The organism is Bradyrhizobium sp. SZCCT0148, from assembly GCF_018129985.1.
GTDB lineage: Bacteria > Pseudomonadota > Alphaproteobacteria > Rhizobiales > Xanthobacteraceae > Bradyrhizobium > Bradyrhizobium japonicum_H.
The window spans coordinates 44,183-61,870 of sequence record NZ_JAFCKT010000017.1 but is presented as its reverse complement, the minus strand read 5'-3'; the positions used below and the strand labels follow the sequence as shown (position 1 = coordinate 61,870).

The following is a 17,688-nucleotide window of genomic DNA, read 5'->3' as shown; positions in this document are numbered from 1 at the left end:
CGTCTGGTTCAGCTAGGCCACGACCTTGGCAGCGTCGAGGCGCTGGCGTTCGTTCGCGAGATAGTCGCCGATCGCATCGGCCGACATGGGCTTGGCGAAATAGTAACCCTGGATGAAGTCGCAGCCGAGCCGGCGCAGGGTGTCGAGCTGGGCGCGGGTCTCCACGCCTTCGACGACGCAGGCGATCTCCATGTCGTCGCAGAGGCCCGTCAGCGACTTGATGATCTTGTGACTGACCGGATTTTCATTGACGTCGGCGACGAAGCTGCGGTCGACCTTGATCTTGTCGAGCGGCAACCGGTGCACGTGGCTCAGCGAGGAATAGCCGGTGCCGAAATCGTCCAGCGAGATGCCGCAGCCCATGGCTTTCAGCGTCGCGATCGACTGCTGCGCGCGCACGAAATCGAAGGTGACGGCAGTCTCGGTGATCTCGAAATCGATCCGTCGCGGCGACAGCCCGCTCTTCTCGATGATGGAGATCAGCGGCAGGATGCCTTCGGCGGCACAGACGTCGTGAGCGGACAGGTTGAACGACAGGCGGATGTCGTCGGGCCAGGTCTTGGCCGTCGCCAGCGCCCGCGTCAGCAGGGCCTGCGTCAACGGACGGATCAGGCCGATGCGCTCGGCGGCGGGAATGAAGTCGGCGGGGGAGACCCAGCCGAGGCGGGGGCTGTGCCAGCGCGCCAGCGTCTCGAAACCTGCGGTGTGCTCGCTCATGGCATCGACGATCGGCTGGAACACCAGCTCCATCTCGGCGCCGAAATCGGAGGTGCGCAGCAGGTTTTCGATGACGCCGCGGCTGCGGATCTCGGCTTCGAGCTCGCCCGAGAAGATCACGGTGCGTCCGCGTTGATGGCGCTTGGCGTGATAGAGCGAATAGTCGGCACATTCATAGAGAGCTTCCGACGTCGTCGCGGAGTCCGGATACGACGCAAAGCCGATCGAGCAGGACAGGCCGGTGTGGGCGGTGTCGAGCTGGTAGGGCAGCTTCACCTGCGCACCGATGCGCTCGCCGAGCCGCGCCAAGTCGGCGTCTTCGGGATCGCCGCACACGACGAGGCCGAATTCGTCGCCGCCGAGCCGGGCGAACTCCACGCGCTGCGGGCCGAAGCCCTCGCAGACCTCGCGGATGCGGCGGCCCGCCTCGATCAGGACGCGGTCGCCGACGCTGTGGCCGTAATTGTCGTTGATCGGCTTGAAGCCGTCGAGGTCGATGATACCGACCGCGACGCGAACCTTTCTGCGCTCGGCGTCGGCAAAGGCGTTCGACAGCTCGGCGAAGAATCGGCGGCGGTTCGGCAGCTCGGTGAGGGAATCGAGATTGGCGAGGCGGAAGTTCTCGTCCGAGAGCGCCTGGGTCGCCGTTTGCTGTGCCAGCAGCGACTTGCGGCTCGCGACGAGATCGGCGAAGTCCCGGTAGTAGATGGTCAGCACCGTCACCATCGCGCCGGTGACCAGCAGATTGTTGATCGCCATCGCTTCCAGCGTCGGCTCGCCCGTGGCGAAATAGAACACCACATAGGGTACGTCGACGACCAGGGTCACGATCAGCGCGGACGAACGCAGATGCATCAGCGAGAAGATGCAGCCGATCACGGTCACCGCCATGTAGAAGGCAACCTGGCTCTTGGCAAATGGATCTCCGTAGGGATAGAGCGCGAACGACCAGGCGGTGAAGCCCGCTGCGATCGGCGCCGCGATCCAGTTGGTGAGACGCAAACTGCGCAGGATGTCGGCATCGCTGCGTACGACGTGGCGCTGCCGCAGCCACCAGAAGGTCCGATAGCCGGCCACCGCGATCAATATGCCGGGCACGATCATGCTGAGCGATGCAGGCGCCAGCGGCACGTAGGTATAGGCGACCGCGATCGTGTTCGTGATCAGGATGAAATAGAGCAGCGGCATCTGCTTGGAGAAGGCTTCGAACTGCGCGCGCGTCAGCTCGGGATTGTCGGCCGGGACCCGGAACCAATCCGCGACGGTGGAGAAGTGAGCCTTAAATCTGGCGACAGGCATTGCAATACGAGCCCTGGATACTTTCAAAACGCGGGCGATCTTGCACGGCTCAGGTAAAGGGGGCGTTAGATCGATCACCTCGTCGCAGGTTGCGCGTGCCGCAGATGCTCGGGGCCAGTGACTGGTGAGGCCACGTTAAGCATAAGAGGTGGCAGAACTCCGCCGATCGGTTGCAAACGCCTGCAATAGGCGACGCTACATTCCGCTAACCATATGCGTCGGCGCAACCTATTGCCGCACCGCGGATGTGCGAGCCGCTCGTCGAGATCCCCCGATAGACCGTCGCGTAGGGCGCAAGCTCACTCGGTTTGGCGAAAGGATCCGGTGCGTGGTTTGGGAATGCGGATCGCCTAGCGTCCGATCGTGACGCCGGCGGTCGAGCGCATGGCATCGCGGAGGCCCCTCGCGTTCATGTCGTCGAGGATTTCTCGCGTCAGCACGGTGGTCCGGCCGGGCGTGTCGAGGATCGTCTCGCCGCGCGAGGAAGAGAGCCGGTCCGCCTTATAGGGTGCGGCTCGATCGGTCGCGGGAGCGGCCGCGACTGCCTGACCTGGCCGCTTGCCCGCAGCAAAAGCCGGCTGGCAGAAGCAGAGGGCGGCGATCACGATCAGTCGGGATAGCTTTGCAGGCATGCGATCTCCCACGTTCGGGAAACCTCAGCCTAGCACGGTGCGATGGCGCTTGCAGCGGAAAGGATCAGGCGAGAGCGGCCCGGCGTTCCCGCACCGGCTCGCGAACCCGGTCGAGCTTCTCTTGCTCGGCGAGCCGGGTGAAGTTGCGATGGCTCGTCTGCGCGGGGGCCTCGACGATGACGCCCTCGCAGACGATCTGTCCGCCGAGCATCTTGAACTCGAGCTTGTCGTAGCGCGGCATCGTCTCGCCCACTGCCGGCGGCAGCAGGCCGACGCTGCCCTGGATGTTCAGCGTGGCGTCACCGGTGCCGTGAAGGCGGGGATTCCACATCCTGATTCCGCTTTCCGCCCAGCGCTGCCGGATCAGCGCGGTGCGATCGGCAGGTTCCGCGGCTTTCGCGCGAAGTTTGGGCGCAGTGCGAATCTTTTCGACTGGAGCCGCGAGAGCCGGATCCGGCTCATCAGGAATAACCACGACTGCGTCAGCCGAAAAATTCTCCGCAGCGACGTGGGTGGGACCGGCTGCCGTGGCTGGCTCGATGGCCATCGCAGCGCCGGAGGTGGCGTCGCTGTCGAGACTGTCTTCAGCGACGGGCTTGGCCGAAAAAGCGCGATCGGCAGGCGGGACCTGGGAGCCGTCTAGAACGGGCTCGACATCCACGGCCGCATCAGTGGTGAGGTCATCGGCAACGACGAGGGCGGGAGCATCAACCGGAGCGACCTCAACGGAAGCGATCGCGACATTGGACGAGGTCTCCTCCGCCACAGCAGGCTCAACGTCAGCCGCGAGTTCGGGAGATGGATCGCTGCTGATGACGGGCTCGGCCGCTTTGGCGGGCTCGTCGGCGACGTCGATGGTCGCGACCGCTTCGGCGGCGACGAGCTCGAGTGTCGTCGAAAGCTCCGCAGGCGCATCATCGCCTTCGACGGGTTCTGGACCACCGACTGGTTTGTGACCATCGACTGTCTCGCCAGCCACTTCGTCCGAAGCCAAAACCTCAGCCACAAAGACCGGCTGGAATTCAGCCGGCACCTTCTGCAAGGAATCGTCGCCGCCTCCGACATCAGCTGGTGTTTCCGCGATGACAGGATGGGCAGTGTCGTTCTGGGCGACCGCGGCATCACTGCGCAGCAGTTCAGAGCTGATGCCGGTATTGAGCGTCGGAAGAGCTTCGGCGCTGTCGGCGACAATGACAAGTTGTTCCGCGACGACCGTCGCACCGTCGATGCTGCCGCCATGCGGCAACGGCCGAAGCCGGGTGAACGCCCATTTCACCGCGGGGATGCGGCGCAGCAACGATATCAGTCTCGACAGCACTGGGAGTTGTCCAAGAGGTACTCGGCGTGAGGCAATCGCTGATTCGCCAGCAATGTGAAAAACTGCCCCGGCCGTCACGCCCCTGTCAATGCACGGGAGATCAATTGCAGAACATCTGCAGCGTGGCGGTGAGGGATGATACATCAGCCATGACGGCGAGCCCGAAAAATCTTGTAGTGCCTTGACTTGGCCGGCCGATGTGACGGCGACCACAGTCCAACCGGGCCGAAATGCTGACGCTCTGCTTCGAAAGCGAAGGAGAGGAAACGTGATCCACAAGATCTGTCTGGCTGCGATCATCGCAGCGCTCGTCGGTGCCACCGCGCTTGCGGACGATCTCACTCCGAAAATCGCGGCTCACCTCATTCCGTCCAATGCTGAGATTCACATCTCCTGGACCAGCCCCGCGTCCGATCCGGACGGTCGCGCGATCGAGGTAGCCTGCGGCGAGATCACGGTTCGCAACGACAAGGGCTTTTCGACAACGTCCTTTGCGTATGTCATCGACGACGACAAGCTTTGGCAGGCCTGGAAGATCGAATGGATGAAGGAGCCGGAGCCGCAGGGCGTCCGCCGTGTGATGCGGTATTGTCCAGGTCGTTGACGAACGATGCATATCTGCACCGAATGCAGGTTCCCCGTGTCGTTCTCTCGGGCTAGGCTGGAGCACTCGCATCTGCTGCAGGGACGAGACATGAAAAGAATAGCCGCGGTCGGAGCGGTTCTGCTCTGGTCCACCATCGCGCTCGCGCAGGACCGCACCATCACGGTCGCCTCGACCACCTCGACGGAACAATCGGGCCTGTTCGACCATCTGCTGCCGTTGTTCTCGAAAGACGAGGGCATCAGCGTGAAGGTCGTTGCCGTGGGTACCGGCCAGGCGCTCGATATCGGGCGGCGTGGTGATGCCGACGTGGTGTTCGTCCATGACCGGGTTGCCGAGGACAAGTTCATGTCCGAAGGGCAGGGCGTGAGGCGCTTCGACGTCATGTACAACGACTTCGTCATCGTCGGTCCCAAGAGCGATCCGGCGAAAATCGCGGGCGGCAAGGACGTCGCCGATGCGCTGCGCAAGATCGCGGCCGCCAAGGCGCCATTCATCTCGCGCGGCGACAAGTCCGGTACGCATGCAGCCGAGCTCCGGCTGTGGAAGGAGGCGGGCGTCGATCTCGGCGCCGGCAAGGACAGCTGGTATCGCGAGATCGGCCAGGGCATGGGCCCCGCGCTGAACATGGCGTCGTCATCGAACGCTTATGTTCTGTCGGACCGCGGCACCTGGCTGTCCTTCAAGAATCGGGGCGAGCTTGCGGTCCTGACCGAGGGTGACAAGCGGCTGTTCAACCAATACGGCGTTATGCTGGTCGACCCGGCCAAGCATGCGAACGTGGAGGCGAAGGACGGGCAGGCCTTCATCGACTGGTTGGTCTCGCCGAAGGGGCAACAGGCGATCGCCGGCTATAAGGTCGGCGGCGAGCAGCTATTTTTCCCCAACGCGTCCCACTAGCACGAAGGCAACGGTCGACACCGCCACGCTGAGCGCAAGCAGGATCAGCCCCAATCCGAGCGCCAGCGGCAGATCGCCCTTGCTGGTCTCCAGCGCGATCGCGGTCGTCATCGTCCGCGTGAAGCCGCGGATGTTGCCGCCGACGATGATGATGGCGCCGACCTCGGCGATGGCGCGTCCGAACGCCGCGAGAAAGGCCGTCAGCAGCGAGGTGCGTCCGAGCGCGAACAGCAGCGCCATGCTGCGGAAGGCCGACAGCCCGTCGATCCGTGCGAGGTCGCCATATTCCGCCCACAGCAGGCTCGCGGGCCGGTGCACCAGCGCCACCACGATCGGGGTGGCGAGCAGCGTCTGCGCGATCACCATGGCGGCCGGCGTGAACAGCAGTCCGGCCGCCCCGAGCGGGCCGGACCGCGATAGCAGAAGATAGAGAGCGAGCCCGACCACGACCGGCGGAAGGCCGAGCAGCGCATTGGTCAGCACGATGATGACCTGACGCCCGCGGAAACGCGTGATCGCAAGCAAGGCACCGATCGGTGCACCGATCAGGAGCGCCATGACGCTCGCGGTCAGGCTGACGCGCACCGACAATGCGACGATGCCGAGCAGCTCGGCGTCGGCTTCGCCGATCAGCGAGAACGCTGCGCCAATGGATCGTGCGAAGTCGTTCATGCGGCCTGACGCGCTGGCGCCGGGCGGAATGCCTCCTGATGGTCGATATCGGGTTTTCGAAGTCTCTTCACGGACCGGTTCCTGTGAGTCTTGCTGACCGGCACAGAATACCCGGGAGGGACGGTTTGCAAACGCGATTCATTCGGAAAGTGACCGTCGGGGCGAAGATCAGGATCAGCACCACGAGGATTGCGCCGGTGGCGATCGTATTGGACAGCATCGTCAGCGCGACGTTTCCGTCAGGAGCTTCGCCGTGACCCCGGAGCCGACCACCGCAGCAAAGCGGGAACGCCGTTCCGAGTTACTCGGCGAAGCCGCGCTGCGCACCGGCATCAGGTGTCGCGGTCCAGCCTGACGCTCTCGCCGTCTTCCTTGACGAATTCGCCCCGCTGCGGCGGCAGCAGATCCAGAATTAGCTCGGAGGGGCGGCAGAGCCTGACGCCTTTCGGGGTCACCACGATCGGCCTGTTGATCAGGATTGGATGCGCCATCATCGCATCGAGCAGTTGATCGTCGGTCAATGCCGGGTTGGCGAGCCCGAGTTCGGTGTAGGGGGCAGCCTTCTCGCGGATCGCCTCGCGCACCGAAATCCCCATGCGCGCGATGAGTTGCTGCAGCAGGGCGCGCGACGGTGGCGTCTTCAAATATTCGATCACGTGCGGCTCGATGCCGGCATGCCGGATCATGGCGAGCGTGTTGCGCGACGTGCCGCAGTCGGGGTTGTGGTAGATGATCACGTCCATGGCAGATGCCCTCGTGGTCAGCAGCAGGCCCGCGAGGTCGCCGGCGCCACCTGCGGCGCGCAGCAGGCCGACGGCGTTCTTGCGAGAGAGGCGGAGCAGAATCCGATGGAATGGGAGAGGTCCCCAACGGACACGTGAACATGCAGGCGCTTCATGGTCTGTCCTCTCAGGCTAACATTTTGCTGCGCGTCCCCGCCGGTTTCGCGGGCTTTGCCGGAGCGCATGATGCTCCGCCGCAGCAGTTTTCGGTCAGGAAACCGACGAGCGCGTTCATGGTCTCGAACCGCGCCGCGTAGATCATCGAACGGCCCTCGCGCCGGACGGTCGCGAGCCCGGCCATCCGCAGGCGGTCGAAATGAAAGGTCAGCGTGTTGGGGGCGAGACCGAGCGCTTCGGCCACCGCGCCGGCAGTCAGGCCTTCGACGCCGGCCTGCACCAGCAGGCGGAAGACATCGAGACGATTGTCCTGAGCGAGCGCGGCGAGCGCTGCAACAGCGTCCGTCTTTTCCATATTTCAACGATTATTGAAATGATTGGCGGCTGTCAATCGGGGTTGGCGTGTGGAGCGCCTGTCTCGACGTTCAGCGTTTGACGGTCGCCGATGCCGAAACTCTGGGGGAGGCTTCTATGCTTTGCTGCCAATAGCGTTCGATCCGGTCGATCAAGGCGGGCGGGAGCGGGACGTAGTTGAGTGTCTGGGCCTGGGACCTGCCGTTCTCGAGCAACCAGCGCATGAAGTCGATGGCGGCTGCCGATCGTTCCGGTGATTTCGGAGTCTTCGGCATCAGCACGAACGTGGTCGCCGTGATCGGGTAGGCGTCTTCGCCGGGCGCGTCGGTAAGCAGGAGATGGAAATCCTTCTCCGCCTTCCAGTCCGCATGCGCTGCCGCCGCCTGAAATGATGCCGCGTCGGGCACGACATAATTGCCGGCGCTGTTCTGCACGGTCGCGAAGGAAATCCGGTCGAGCCGTTGCAGCGCATAAGTGTATTCGAGATAACCGATCGCGCCGGGAACGAGGCTGACGAGCGAAGCGACGCCGTCATTGCCTCGGCCGCCGAGGCCGAGTGGCCACTCGATGGAGGTGCCTTCGCCCACGCCGGCTTTCCATTGCGGGCTGACCTTCGAGAGGTAGTTCGACCAATTGAACGTCGTGCCGGAGCCATCGGTGCGATGAACGACCGTGATCGCAGCGTTCGGCAATCTTACGTCGGGGTTGATTGCGCCTCTCGCGGGATCGTTCCAGAATTTGAGCTTGCCGAGGTAGATGTCGGCGAGCACCTGCCCGGTGAAACGGATCTGGCCGGGCTTGATGCCCTCGATATTGACCACCGGCACGACGCCTCCGATCACGATCGGGAATTGCATCAGGCCGAGCCTGTCCAGCTCCTTCGGGTCGAGCGGCATGTCGCTGGCGCCGAAATCGACCGCTTCCTTCTTGATCAGGCCGAGGCCGATGCTGGAGCCGACGGCTTGATAGCCGACAACGTTGCCGGTCGTGGCCTTGTACGCATCGGCCCATTTCGCCATCACGGGCGAAACGAAGGTTGAGCCGGCGCCTCTGGTTTCGGCAGCCACGCCTTGTGTGGCAACAAGCAGGGCGGCGAGGATGATCGATAGCTTGATGTGGTTTGTCATGTGCGCGACGCCAACAGGTGAGGCACGAAGCCGATGTGGTCGATGTCACAAGGGCGTCGCGACGCATTCGCTGGCCATTGCGCATCGACTACACCACACGCTTTGCGGTCGCCGCGTCGTCCGATTGGTGGAGATCGAGGTCCGAATCGGGCTGGCTTGTGCTGTCACCCCGCTGCGCGGCGCCGGGCCAGGCGCGGGCGCAAATTCCGGGCAAACCGCCTGCCAAGGTGGCCAAATCGTACCCTTGCGCGGCCGACGGCGGCTTTATTCCCGCCATGGATGCTTTAAAGGAAGAGGCAGGATCAGGTCGCAGCCGCCCGCCGGCGGTGCCGGAGCCTGATGCAGGAACAATGGGCCGGGCCGGGACGGCTCGCCCGCAAGGATGAAGGATATGAGGCAATGATCCAGACCGTCGGCATCATCGGAGCAGGGACCATGGGGAATGGCATCGCGCAAATCTGCGCGGCGGCCGGGCTCTCGGTCGTGATGGTCGATATTTCCGATGCGGCGGTGAACCGCGGGCTGTCGACCGTCGGCGGCAGCCTCGACCGCCTCGTCAAGAAGGAGAAGATGTCGGCGGCCGATCGCGAGGCGGTGCTCAAGCGCATTACCGGCACGACGGACCGCGCCAGGCTGACCGATTGCGATCTCGTCATCGAGGCCGCGACCGAGAACGAGGAGCTCAAGGTCAAGATCCTGAAGGATCTCTGCGCGACGTTGTCGCCGCGCACGCTGCTCGCGACCAACACCTCGTCGATCTCGATCACGAAGCTCGCCGCGGCGACCGATCGTCCCGACCGCTTCATCGGCATGCACTTCTTCAACCCGGTGCCGGTGATGGCGCTGCTGGAACTGATCCGCGGCCTGCAGACGTCTGACGACACCCACGCCAAGGCGCTCGATTTCGCCAAGCGCGTCGGCAAGGTGGCGATCACCGCCAAGAACAGCCCGGGCTTCGCCGTCAACCGCATCCTGTGCCCGATGATCAACGAGGCGATCTTCGCGCTCCAGGAAGGGATCGCGACCGCGGAAGAGATCGACGCCGGCATGAAGCTCGGTTGCAATCACCCGATCGGGCCGCTGGCTCTGGCCGATCTCGTCGGGCTCGACACCATGCTTTCGGTGATGGAGGTCTTCTACCAGGGCTTCAACGACCCTAAATACCGGCCAGCACCGCTGCTCAAGGAGATGGTCGATGCAGGCCATCTCGGCCGCAAGACCGGGCAGGGGTTCTACAGCTACGGTACTTGATCGTCTGCGATTTGCGCCAGGACAAAGACGGTCTTAGCACTTCGGCCCACTATCGGAAGGCGCCTTTCCTTCGCCCCTTGTGGGAGAAGGTGGCGCGAAGCGCCGGATGAGGGGTTGTTTCCACGGGTTCCAATACGTGAGGCCAAGTGGAGAGACACCGCTCACCCGCCTCGCCGTTGCGCGGTGAGCAACCCTCTCCCACACGGGGGAGGGAAAGACCAAACGGACGAAGAAAAATATGTCGGATCGATTGAAGGCCGAGCGCGAAGCGGCGGCCGCGCGGCGGAGCCTGTTGACCCAGGATGCGATCGAGCGCACCGGGATTACCGAAGAGATGATCTCCGAACTGGTCACCCGCTTCTACGGGCGTGTGCGCGAAGATGCACTGCTGGGGCCGATCTTCGCCGTCGTGCAGAATTGGGACGAGCATCTCGCCAGGCTCAGGAATTTCTGGTCCTCGGTCGTGCTGATGAGCGGCCGCTATCACGGCTCGCCGATGCGGGCGCATTTGCCGCTCGGCCTGGTGGCTGATCATTTCGACCGCTGGCTCGATCTGTTCGAGCAGACCGCGCGCGAAGTCTGTCCGCCGCCGGCAGCTAGCCTGTTCATCGACAAGGCGCGGCGCATCGCCGACAGTTTCGAGATGGCATCGGCCACCCTCGCGGGTTCGATCGCCGCGCCGCGCCACGTGCTCAGATCCTGACGACAAACGGCTGCCTGCAAATCATGCAGGAGACGTCGTGCTGCGTTTGCGCAGCGCGAAGAATAGCGCGCTGCACCAATTCCTACATCATCGGTCTGATCTGCAAAATCATCATGCCGCTCGCGCGGCGCGACGTTGATGTTGTGAAAATGCGCTGGAATGCGTTCATCGTCATTCAATCAACGCGAGCAAAGCCATATTGATGCACTGCGGCGCCAACTCTTCGCCTTGTTTTCGGCAGAGTTCCGGCGCCTGCTTGTGAACATGTCCCGCGCATCATTCACCCCGAATTCCCCATCGTACGAAAGCCCTGAGGAGTCCGAAGCCGACACGGGCGTCCAGCAAACGCGGCGAACGGTCCTGCTCGGCGCACTTGCCACCACCGCCTGTCTCGGTTGTTCCGCGCACGCGCGCGCGGGCGAGGACCCGCCCGGCTCCGACGAACGGCCGCAGAAGGGCGATGTGCTCGTCTTCTCCGAAGGCGACAAGGAGGGAAAGCCGATCACCGCGGCCGACCTGCCGGCCGGCGGTCCGCCTGTGCATGCCTGGCCGAAGGATCCCAAGACATCGGTGGTGCGCAGCGCCTCCCGGCTCAACGAGATCCTGATCATCCGGCTCGATCCGGCCGAGCTCGACGACAAGACGCGCGAGCGCGCCGTCGACGGCATCATCGCCTATTCGGCGATCTGCTCGCATGCCGGCTGTCCAGTCACCGCCTGGGTCAAGAGCGATGTCGGCGACAAGGAGGTGTTCAAGTGCATGTGCCACAACTCCGAATACGATCCCCGCGCAGGTGCGCAGGTCGTGTTCGGGCCGGCGCCGCGGCGGCTCGCGACGCTGCCGATTGCGCTTGCTGACGGCGCGGTCAGCGTGGCCGGCAATTTCATCGGAAAGGTGGGAGGCGTGCAGCCAGGATGATGGACGGTGCGGGACATGCCCGCGTTACGAGAGGCCGCATCCGCCGAGGGGCGGACGACGGACGAGCAAGAATTCAAAACAACAATTCAAAATAAGAATTCAGACGGATGAAAAGGGGAACGTCCATGAAAACGTCCAAGACAGCGTCGGCAATCAGGAAACAATGGCTGCTATCCGGCTTTGTTGCCTTTACGTGTTTGGCCTCGACCGCCGCGAGCGCAGGCCCGATCGAGAATTATTCTCCGGTCACCCAGCAGCGCCTCGAGAATCCGGAGCCCAGCAACTGGATGCTCTATCGGCGCACCTATGACGGACAGGGCTATAGCCCGCTCGACCAGATCAACACGTCGAACGTGAAGAATCTCACGCCGGTCTGGACGTTTGCCACCGGTGTGGTCGAGGGTCACGAGGCGCCGCCGATCGTCAACAACGGCGTGATGTTCGTGACGACCCCGATGGGACAGGTGATCGCGATCGACGCCAGGACCGGCGATGAATACTGGCGCTACAAGCGCCAACTCCCCGATGACCTGTTCCAGCTGCATCCGACCAACCGCGGTGTCGGCCTGTGGGAGGACAAGCTCTATCTCGCTACCACCGACGACCATGTCGTCGCGCTCGACGCCAAAACCGGCAAGGTGGTGTGGGACACCAAGGTGCAGGACTACAGGAAGGGCCAGTATATGACCCTTATGCCGCTGATTGTCGAAGGCAAGGTCATTGTCGGCGGCTCGGGCGGCGAGCTCGGCGTGCGCGGCTACGTCGCCGCCTTCGATGCCAAGGACGGCAAGGAGCTGTGGCGGACCTATACCATTCCGGGCGAGGGCGAGCCCGGCCACGATACCTGGCAGGGCGACGACTGGAAGACCGGCGGTGGTTCGGCCTGGATGACCGGCAATTACGACAAGGACACCAAGACGATCTACTGGGGCACCGGCAATGCCGCCCCCTGGCCTGGTGAGACGCATCCCGGTGACAATCTCTACACCTCGTCGGTGCTTGCGCTCGATCCCGGCACCGGCAAGATCAAGACCTATCACCAGTATCACCAGAACGATTCCTGGGATTGGGACGAGGTCGACGCGCCCATGCTGATCGACCTGCAACGCGATGGCCGCACCATCAAGAGCTTGGTGCATCCCGGCCGCGACGCGATCTTCTGGGTGCTCGAGCGCACCCCGACCAAGATCAATTACGTCGCCGGCTGGCCGTTCGTCGCAACCGACGTCTGGAAGGGGATCGATGCCGAAACAGGCAAGCCGATCGTCGATCCCGCGCACAAGCCGGTGATCGGCAAGCGCGTTGAGTTCTGTCCGTCATTGTGGGGCGGCAAGGATTGGCCGTCGGCAGCCTACAGCCAGAAGACCGGGCTCGTGTATGTGCCGGCCAACGAAAATTTCTGCGGCGGCTTCACCGGCGAGAAGGTTCCGCTCAAGGCGGGTGAGCTCTGGCTCGGCACCAAGCCTGAGGACATCGGCCTGAAGACAAAGCCGGGCGCCGATCATTTCGGCGAGCTCCAGGCCTGGGATCCTGCCACCGGCAAGAAAGTGTGGCAGCACAACTTCCCGAAGTCGCAGTTGTTCGGTTCGGTGACGGCGACCGCAGGCGATCTCGTCTTCGTCGGCGGCACAAACGACCGCAACTTCCGCGCCTTCAACGCCAAGACCGGCGAATTGCTGTGGGAGCAGAAGACCAACTCCGGCATCATGGGCATGCCGGTGTCCTACGAAATCGACGGCACCCAGTACATCGCGATCCAGTCGGGATGGGGTGTCGACGCGCAACGCATCCAGGATGCGCTGGTGACCAACAACATCGGCATAGAAGCCAATGTGCCACAAGGCGGCGTCGTCTGGGTGTTCGCGCTGAAGAAGTAGCTCCGCGGGCGGATCGAAAGTAGCGGAGCAGCAGGGGGGCAAATGCGGCGGACGGTAACGTCCGCCGCATTCTTGTGTGTTCCTACTTCCCCGTCCGCTCGACCTTGTCCTTTTCCTTCTGGTTCATTTCCTGAACCTTGGGATCCGGAGTGTGCTGTCCGGTGGTCTGTGTGGTCGAGGCGGGCGGAGCGTTGGCGTTGGGCAGCGAGTTCTGGTCCGGCGCGGAGGGGCGCGTCGCGGTGGCTGGTGGCGTAGTGGTGCCTTGGGCGAATGCGCCGGAGGCCGTCAAAAGAAAAGCGCTCGACAGCAATGAGACTGCGAGCGCCTTTGGGATGTTGGTCATCGATCTGCTCCTGTCAGATCGATGGAAACGGCGCGAGACGGCTTGTGTTCCGTCTCGCGCTGCTGTTTAGGCTCACGCCTCCAATTGCTTGCCGAGCGGCAGGCTGCGGATGCGTTTTCCCGTCGCGGCAAAGATCGCGTTCATCAGTGCCGGCGCAAACGGCGGGACGCCGGGCTCGCCGACGCCGCTTGGCGGCGTATCCGGTCCGGGCGGCACGATGTAGACATTGGTCACCGCAGGCGACTCGTCGATCCTGACGACCTGGAAGTCGTCAAAATTCTTCTGCTGCACCTTGCCGTCCTTGAAGGAGATCTCGCCATATTTGGCGATGCTCAGCCCCATGATCGCCGCGCCCTCGATCTGGGAGGCAATGCGTTCGGGATTGACATAGGTGCCGCAGTCGATGGCGGTGTCGACCCGCGGCACCGTCAGTTTGCCCTTGTCGTCGACCGCGACCTCGACGATCGTTGCGATGTAACTGACGAAGCTGCGGTGCACGGCGATGCCCAGACCGTGGCCCTTCGGGACCTGACGGCCCCATTCGCCCTTCTCGGCCACCAGCTCGACCACCTTGCGCAGGCGCGCGGTGTCGATCGGGTAACTGTCCTGGGGCTCGCCGTAGTTCCACATGTCCTTCACCGCGGGCTTGACGATCCGCGGGCTGCCGATCAGCGCGAGCAGCGTTTCCTTCTGGTCGCGCCCGGTTGCAGCTGCGATCTCGCCTACCATCGATTGCACTGCAAACGCACGCGGAATGTTCGAAACCGAGCGGAACCAGCCGATGCGGGTGAATGCCGCGGCCTCCGGGTTCTCGCAGGAGATGTTGGCGATTTCGAACGGCATGTCGACGAGGCCCATGCCGAGCTCGAAGGGTGCCGCATGCTTGGCGCCGGCCGCGAAGGTCGAGGCGATGGTCGGCGCGACGCTGCGATGGCGCCACGCGATCACCTTGCCGCTCTTGTCCAGGCCCGCCTCGATTCGCTCCACCGAGACGGTGTGCAGGAAGTCGTGGTGCACGTCGTCCTCGCGCGTCCACTGCACCTTCACGGGCGCCCCGAGCTCCTTCGACAGCAGCGCGGCCTCGAGCGCGAAGTCGCATTTCGACTTGCGGCCGAAACCGCCGCCGAGCAGCGTCACGTTGACGGTGACATTCCCCTCGGGGATACCGAGCGTCTTGGCGACGTCCTCGCGGGTGCCGCCGGGGCTCTGCACCGGCGCCCAGATCTCCGCCTTGTCGCCCTTGACGTCGGCAACCGCGACCGGCGGCTCCATGCTGACATGGGCGAGGTGGGGCAGGTAATATTCGCCGACGACGACCTTGTCGGCGGTCTTGAGCGCGGCGTCGGCATCACCTTCGGCGCGCACGACGAGACCGGGCTTGCGCGCGGCTTCCTCGAGGTCCTTGCGATAGGCGACCGAGTCGTATTTGCCGTTGGCGCCATCGTCCCATGTCAGCTTCAGGGCGTCGCGGCCCTTGATCGCAGCGCCGGTGTTGCGGGCGATCACCGCGACTCCGCCGAGCGGCTGGAACTTCGACGGCCAGGGCCAGCCCTGAACCTTCATCACCTTCTCAACGCCGGGAATCTTCAGCGCCGCATCGGGATCGAAGGAAACCAGCGTGCCCCCTGTGACCGGCGGACGCGCGATCACGGCATATTTCATGCCGGGCAACCGCACATCGGCGCCGTAAAGCGCCTTGCCGGTGGTGATGTCGTGGAGATCGACGATGCCGACCTGGCCCTTGCCGAGATAGCGGAAATCCTTGGGATTCTTCAGCTTGAGGCCTTCGATGCTGGGCATCGACTCCTTGGCGGCATCGGCGGCGAGTTCGCCGAAACCGAGCTTGCGCCCGCTGGCGCTGTGGACGACCTCGTGATTGACGGCCTTCACTTCGGTCGCCGGAACGCCCCAGCGCTTCGCCGCGGCCTGCTCCAGCATGGTGCGGGCGGCGGCGCCGATCTGGCGCATCGGAATCAGATAATGCCGCGTGCTGCGCGAGCCGTCGGTGTCCTGATTGCCGAACTTGACCTCGTCGCCATGGGCCTGCTTCACCTTGACCCTTGACCAATCGGCTTCCATCTCCTCGGCCACGATCAGGGGCAGGCTGGTGCGGACGCCTGTGCCCATCTCGGAACGGTGGGCGAGGATGGTGACGATGCCGTCGGGCCCGACCGCGACGAACACGCGCGGGTCGACCACGACGCCATGCGGCATCTTGCCCGCGCCGGTCTCATAGGCAAACGCCTGGCGCGACATCACAGGTGCCGCCAGCACGAAGCCGCCGGTGATCCCGAGGCCCTTCAGGATGCTGCGGCGCGAGACCTTCTCGATCTTGATGTTCTTTTCGAAGGCATTTTTTTCGAAGACATGGAGCTTGCCGGGATTGTCGATGAAATTCATGTCAAACCCCCGTCGATGCGAGATGGACCGCGTTCTCGATGCGCTGGTAGCAGCCGCAGCGGCAGATGTTGCCGGACATCGCTTCGCGGATCTGGTCATGCGAAGGCTTCGGATTGTCCATCAGAAGCGCGGCGGCCTGCATGATTTGGCCGGCCTGGCAGAAGCCGCATTGCGGCACGTTGACCTGGCGCCAAGCCTTCTGCACCGGATGATCGCCATTCGGATGCAGCCCCTCGATCGTGGTGACCTCGCGTCCGGCGACGTCGTTGATCGACGTAATGCAGGACCGCACAGCTTCCTTGTCGACGATGACGGTGCAACTGCCACACAGCGCCTGGCCGCAGCCGTACTTGGTGCCGGTGAGCCCGGCTTCGTCACGCAGGAACCAGAGTAGCGGAAGATCCGGGTCGCCGTCCCAGCTCTGTTCCTGGCCGTTGATCTTCACCTTGATCATGATCGTCCCTCGCTCTTCATAAGCATGCCAAATTCAAAATTCGCCGCTGGTCAGCGACGGTTGATGCCTCGTCTCGCCAGATCCGGCCGTCGTCCCGCACGGGCAAATCCCGGAGGGAGACAGCAATGCCGATGGCGATGTCTGGATGTGCTCGATACCTCCCGTTTTTGTTCTTGATTGTCGAACGTCGTGCGGCATCGTGACGGCGCGACCATAGCAGAGATCACGCAGACCCGGCGTTCACAGCCGGGTGTTCTCACCGGGAAAAGATTGCATCGAGGATTTGTCAAAAGCAGGGCGCGTCATCGCGCCGCGTAGAACGCGCGTTCGCAAACAGGGGTTGCGGTGAAAAAAGCTTCGTCCGCCAGAAAGACTGTGCGGACGAAGCAAGGTGCCTCAGTCGAGGGAGGGAGAAACGCAGGGACCGGGAACTTCAAGACGGAAGTTGAGGTGCTGCGCAGTCATTCAGAGACCAGGACTGAGGGAGCCGATCGCCCTCGCATACGCGTAACTTGCAGCGGCGGCGGCCTCGCCGCGATCGTTTTGGGGCAAGGCCCGTCCGGCTCGCTGGGCCTGATCGAGGCCAGCGAGCCGCTGGGTATGGAGAATAGCGACGCCTTGCGCAGGCGGGGATTTACTCAGGCGGCTTTGGCTTTGGCGACGTGAGTCGCGATCGCGTCCATCAGCGCCGGTGACAGGCAATCATACGGCTCGAGCCCGATCTCCTTCAGCCGCGAACGGATGCCGGCCATCTGCTCCGGCTTCACGCCCGCTTCAATCACCGAGGAGACGAACGCGGCGAATTGCGGCGCCTGCGAACCCTGCTCCTGGAACAGCTCGGGATGGATGAAGTCGAGGCCGTAGAACGGATGGTTCTTGTTCTCGATGCGACCGTACATGTGGGTGCCGCAAGCCTTGCAGGCGTGGCGCTGGATCACCGCGGAGGGATCGACGATCTGGAGCTTGTCGCCGTTCTCGAGCACGGTGACGTTCTGACGCGGCACGACGGCGACGACAGAGAACGTCGCGCCTTGCGGCTTCCAGCACTTGGTGCAGCCGCAGGCGTGATTGTGAGCAACGTCGCCCTTGACGGCGACCTTGACCTGGTGGTCCTTGCATTTGCAGACCAGCGTGCCGCCGGCGAAGCTGCCGCTGCCTTGTTTGAGGCCGTTGTCGATCGAGGGATGGAGAGCAACAGTCATGGGTCGATCCTCCTTGGG

At 63.7% G+C, this 17,688-nt stretch carries 17 protein-coding genes and 1 pseudogene; 6 read left to right on the top strand and 12 right to left on the bottom strand.

The window, feature by feature from the left end; genetic code table 11:
* Positions 1–12: 12 nt before the first annotated feature.
* The 3 genes from JQ580_RS30260 to JQ580_RS30250 form a co-directional block, all read right to left on the bottom strand.
* Positions 13–2,016, bottom strand: a complete 2,004-nt coding sequence (locus JQ580_RS30260) for a putative bifunctional diguanylate cyclase/phosphodiesterase (RefSeq protein ID WP_212284438.1) — start codon at positions 2,014–2,016, stop codon at positions 13–15.
* A 350-nt stretch (positions 2,017–2,366) separates the two neighbouring features.
* On the bottom strand, positions 2,367–2,648 hold the full coding sequence (locus JQ580_RS30255; RefSeq protein ID WP_212284436.1) for a Plug domain-containing protein: 282 nt from the start codon (positions 2,646–2,648) through the stop codon (positions 2,367–2,369).
* 64 nt (positions 2,649–2,712) lie between these two features.
* A complete protein-coding gene (locus JQ580_RS30250) occupies positions 2,713–3,945 on the bottom strand; it encodes a hypothetical protein (protein WP_212284434.1) in 1,233 nt (410 codons plus the stop codon).
* Between the two features lie 289 nt (positions 3,946–4,234).
* On the opposite strand from JQ580_RS30250, the gene JQ580_RS30245 reads away from it, so the two are divergent.
* Positions 4,235–4,570, top strand: coding sequence for a hypothetical protein (locus tag JQ580_RS30245; protein WP_212284432.1), 336 nt, complete (start codon positions 4,235–4,237; stop codon positions 4,568–4,570).
* A gap of 90 nt (positions 4,571–4,660) precedes the next feature.
* Entirely contained in the window at positions 4,661–5,470 is an 810-nt protein-coding gene (locus JQ580_RS30240; RefSeq protein ID WP_212284430.1) for an ABC transporter substrate-binding protein, read from the top strand.
* Here JQ580_RS30240 and JQ580_RS30235 read toward each other — a convergent pair.
* From JQ580_RS30235 to pstS, 5 genes and pseudogenes are all read right to left on the bottom strand, one after another.
* On the bottom strand, positions 5,444–6,142 hold the full coding sequence (locus JQ580_RS30235; protein ID WP_212284428.1) for an ABC transporter permease: 699 nt from the start codon (positions 6,140–6,142) through the stop codon (positions 5,444–5,446). The two genes, JQ580_RS30240 and JQ580_RS30235, sit on opposite strands and share 27 nt — an antisense overlap.
* A gap of 157 nt (positions 6,143–6,299) precedes the next feature.
* Positions 6,300–6,421, bottom strand: a pseudogene (locus tag JQ580_RS34385) (aquaporin family protein); the annotation flags it as partial.
* 53 nt (positions 6,422–6,474) lie between these two features.
* On the bottom strand, positions 6,475–6,885 hold the full coding sequence (gene arsC / locus JQ580_RS30230; RefSeq protein WP_212284426.1) for an arsenate reductase (glutaredoxin): 411 nt from the start codon (positions 6,883–6,885) through the stop codon (positions 6,475–6,477).
* A gap of 166 nt (positions 6,886–7,051) precedes the next feature.
* Positions 7,052–7,396, bottom strand: coding sequence for an ArsR/SmtB family transcription factor (locus JQ580_RS30225; protein ID WP_212284424.1), 345 nt, complete (start codon positions 7,394–7,396; stop codon positions 7,052–7,054).
* Between the two features lie 70 nt (positions 7,397–7,466).
* On the bottom strand, positions 7,467–8,522 hold the full coding sequence (pstS, locus tag JQ580_RS30220) for a phosphate ABC transporter substrate-binding protein PstS (protein ID WP_212284422.1): 1,056 nt from the start codon (positions 8,520–8,522) through the stop codon (positions 7,467–7,469).
* A gap of 339 nt (positions 8,523–8,861) precedes the next feature.
* On the opposite strand from pstS, the gene JQ580_RS30215 reads away from it, so the two are divergent.
* The 4 genes from JQ580_RS30215 (at position 8,862) to JQ580_RS30200 (ending at position 13,271) form a co-directional block, all read left to right on the top strand.
* Complete coding sequence (locus JQ580_RS30215; protein ID WP_212284420.1) at positions 8,862–9,773, top strand: 3-hydroxybutyryl-CoA dehydrogenase; 912 nt, start codon at positions 8,862–8,864, stop codon at positions 9,771–9,773.
* A gap of 238 nt (positions 9,774–10,011) precedes the next feature.
* Positions 10,012–10,476: a group III truncated hemoglobin gene (locus tag JQ580_RS30210; RefSeq protein ID WP_212284418.1), complete on the top strand. Its 465-nt coding sequence runs from the start codon at positions 10,012–10,014 to the stop codon at positions 10,474–10,476.
* Between the two features lie 264 nt (positions 10,477–10,740).
* Positions 10,741–11,394: a QcrA and Rieske domain-containing protein gene (locus JQ580_RS30205; RefSeq protein WP_212284416.1), complete on the top strand. Its 654-nt coding sequence runs from the start codon at positions 10,741–10,743 to the stop codon at positions 11,392–11,394.
* Between the two features lie 125 nt (positions 11,395–11,519).
* Complete coding sequence (locus JQ580_RS30200; protein ID WP_212284414.1) at positions 11,520–13,271, top strand: methanol/ethanol family PQQ-dependent dehydrogenase; 1,752 nt, start codon at positions 11,520–11,522, stop codon at positions 13,269–13,271.
* Positions 13,272–13,353: 82 nt separating this feature from the next.
* On the opposite strand, the gene JQ580_RS30195 is transcribed toward JQ580_RS30200, so the two are convergent.
* From JQ580_RS30195 to gfa, 4 genes are all read right to left on the bottom strand, one after another.
* Positions 13,354–13,614, bottom strand: a complete 261-nt coding sequence (locus JQ580_RS30195; protein ID WP_212284413.1) for a hypothetical protein — start codon at positions 13,612–13,614, stop codon at positions 13,354–13,356.
* 72 nt (positions 13,615–13,686) lie between these two features.
* Positions 13,687–16,014 carry a xanthine dehydrogenase family protein molybdopterin-binding subunit gene (locus tag JQ580_RS30190; RefSeq protein WP_212284411.1) on the bottom strand — a complete coding sequence of 776 codons (2,328 nt, stop codon included), beginning with the start codon at positions 16,012–16,014 and terminating at the stop codon, positions 13,687–13,689.
* 1 nt (position 16,015) lies between these two features.
* Entirely contained in the window at positions 16,016–16,468 is a 453-nt protein-coding gene (locus JQ580_RS30185) for a (2Fe-2S)-binding protein (RefSeq protein ID WP_212284409.1), read from the bottom strand.
* 638 nt (positions 16,469–17,106) lie between these two features.
* The gene (gene gfa / locus JQ580_RS30180) at positions 17,107–17,670 is read right to left on the bottom strand and encodes an S-(hydroxymethyl)glutathione synthase (RefSeq protein ID WP_094891238.1); all 564 of its coding nucleotides are present in this window, start codon (positions 17,668–17,670) and stop codon (positions 17,107–17,109) included.
* Positions 17,671–17,688: the final 18 nt, after the last annotated feature.

What these genes read in the sequence shown, in the direction of transcription:
- JQ580_RS30260 (WP_212284438.1), bottom strand. Translation starts at nt 2,016, where the DNA reads ATGCCTGTCGCCAGATTTAAGGCTCACTTCTCCACCGTCGCGGATTGG.
- JQ580_RS30255 (WP_212284436.1), bottom strand. Translation starts at nt 2,648, where the DNA reads ATGCCTGCAAAGCTATCCCGACTGATCGTGATCGCCGCCCTCTGCTTC.
- JQ580_RS30240 (WP_212284430.1), top strand. Translation starts at nt 4,661, where the DNA reads ATGAAAAGAATAGCCGCGGTCGGAGCGGTTCTGCTCTGGTCCACCATC.
- JQ580_RS30235 (WP_212284428.1), bottom strand. Translation starts at nt 6,142, where the DNA reads ATGAACGACTTCGCACGATCCATTGGCGCAGCGTTCTCGCTGATCGGC.
- arsC (WP_212284426.1), bottom strand. Translation starts at nt 6,885, where the DNA reads ATGGACGTGATCATCTACCACAACCCCGACTGCGGCACGTCGCGCAAC.
- JQ580_RS30225 (WP_212284424.1), bottom strand. Translation starts at nt 7,396, where the DNA reads ATGGAAAAGACGGACGCTGTTGCAGCGCTCGCCGCGCTCGCTCAGGAC.
- pstS (WP_212284422.1), bottom strand. Translation starts at nt 8,522, where the DNA reads ATGACAAACCACATCAAGCTATCGATCATCCTCGCCGCCCTGCTTGTT.
- JQ580_RS30215 (WP_212284420.1), top strand. Translation starts at nt 8,862, where the DNA reads ATGCAGGAACAATGGGCCGGGCCGGGACGGCTCGCCCGCAAGGATGAA.
- JQ580_RS30210 (WP_212284418.1), top strand. Translation starts at nt 10,012, where the DNA reads ATGTCGGATCGATTGAAGGCCGAGCGCGAAGCGGCGGCCGCGCGGCGG.
- JQ580_RS30205 (WP_212284416.1), top strand. Translation starts at nt 10,741, where the DNA reads ATGTCCCGCGCATCATTCACCCCGAATTCCCCATCGTACGAAAGCCCT.
- JQ580_RS30200 (WP_212284414.1), top strand. Translation starts at nt 11,520, where the DNA reads ATGAAAACGTCCAAGACAGCGTCGGCAATCAGGAAACAATGGCTGCTA.
- JQ580_RS30195 (WP_212284413.1), bottom strand. Translation starts at nt 13,614, where the DNA reads ATGACCAACATCCCAAAGGCGCTCGCAGTCTCATTGCTGTCGAGCGCT.
- JQ580_RS30190 (WP_212284411.1), bottom strand. Translation starts at nt 16,014, where the DNA reads ATGAATTTCATCGACAATCCCGGCAAGCTCCATGTCTTCGAAAAAAAT.
- JQ580_RS30185 (WP_212284409.1), bottom strand. Translation starts at nt 16,468, where the DNA reads ATGATCAAGGTGAAGATCAACGGCCAGGAACAGAGCTGGGACGGCGAC.
- gfa (WP_094891238.1), bottom strand. Translation starts at nt 17,670, where the DNA reads ATGACTGTTGCTCTCCATCCCTCGATCGACAACGGCCTCAAACAAGGC.